Source organism: Aliivibrio sp. S2TY2 (genome assembly GCF_028765525.1).
GTDB lineage: Bacteria > Pseudomonadota > Gammaproteobacteria > Enterobacterales > Vibrionaceae > Aliivibrio > Aliivibrio finisterrensis_A.
Genome location: NZ_JARACS010000030.1, coordinates 1 through 1,561, shown reverse-complemented (window position 1 = coordinate 1,561; position 1,561 = coordinate 1). Strand labels below are relative to the sequence as shown.

Sequence of the window (1,561 nt, the reverse complement as noted above, 5' to 3'; positions counted from 1 at the left end):
AATCTATCGTTTAAGGAGGTGATCCAGCCCCAGGTTCCCCTAGGGCTACCTTGTTACGACTTCACCCCAGTCATGAACCACAAAGTGGTGAGCGTCCTCCCGAAGGTTAAACTACCCACTTCTTTTGCAGCCCACTCCCATGGTGTGACGGGCGGTGTGTACAAGGCCCGGGAACGTATTCACCGTAGCATTCTGATCTACGATTACTAGCGATTCCGACTTCACGGAGTCGAGTTGCAGACTCCGATCCGGACTACGACGCACTTTTTGGGATTCGCTTACTATCGCTAGTTTGCAGCCCTCTGTATGCGCCATTGTAGCACGTGTGTAGCCCTACTCGTAAGGGCCATGATGACTTGACGTCGTCCCCACCTTCCTCCGGTTTATCACCGGCAGTCTCCCTGGAGTTCCCACCATTACGTGCTGGCAAACAAGGATAAGGGTTGCGCTCGTTGCGGGACTTAACCCAACATTTCACAACACGAGCTGACGACAGCCATGCAGCACCTGTCTCAGAGTTCCCGAAGGCACTAAGCTATCTCTAGCGAATTCTCTGGATGTCAAGAGTAGGTAAGGTTCTTCGCGTTGCATCGAATTAAACCACATGCTCCACCGCTTGTGCGGGCCCCCGTCAATTCATTTGAGTTTTAATCTTGCGACCGTACTCCCCAGGCGGTCTACTTAACGCGTTAGCTCCGAAAGCCACGGCTCAAGGCCACAACCTCCAAGTAGACATCGTTTACGGCGTGGACTACCAGGGTATCTAATCCTGTTTGCTCCCCACGCTTTCGCATCTGAGTGTCAGTGTCTGTCCAGGGGGCCGCCTTCGCCACTGGTATTCCTTCAGATCTCTACGCATTTCACCGCTACACCTGAAATTCTACCCCCCTCTACAGCACTCTAGTTCACCAGTTTCAAATGCGGTTCCGAGGTTGAGCCCCGGGCTTTCACATCTGACTTAATGAACCACCTGCATGCGCTTTACGCCCAGTAATTCCGATTAACGCTCGCACCCTCCGTATTACCGCGGCTGCTGGCACGGAGTTAGCCGGTGCTTCTTCTGTAGGTAACGTCAAACGAAGCCGCTATTAACGACAACGCCTTCCTCCCTACTGAAAGTACTTTACAACCCGAAGGCCTTCTTCATACACGCGGCATGGCTGCATCAGGCTTTCGCCCATTGTGCAATATTCCCCACTGCTGCCTCCCGTAGGAGTCTGGACCGTGTCTCAGTTCCAGTGTGGCTGATCATCCTCTCAGACCAGCTAGAGATCGTCGCCTTGGTGAGCTCTTACCTCACCAACTAGCTAATCTCACCTGGGCTAATCTTAGCGCGAGAGGCCCGAAGGTCCCCCTCTTTGGTCCGAAGACATTATGCGGTATTAGCTATCGTTTCCAATAGTTATCCCCCACACTAAGGCATATTCCCAGGCATTACTCACCCGTCCGCCGCTCGTCAGCAAATTAGCAAGCTAATTTCTGTTACCGCTCGACTTGCATGTGTTAGGCCTGCCGCCAGCGTTCAATCTGAGCCATGATCAAACTCTTCAATTAAAGTTTT

1 rRNA gene is annotated in these 1,561 nt (G+C 52.5%); it reads right to left on the bottom strand.

Annotated elements, in window-relative coordinates:
• Positions 1-11 precede the first annotated feature (11 nt).
• Positions 12-1,554: ribosomal RNA gene (locus PVK63_RS19840) — 16S ribosomal RNA — on the bottom strand.
• Between the last annotated feature and the right edge of the window lie 7 nt (positions 1,555-1,561).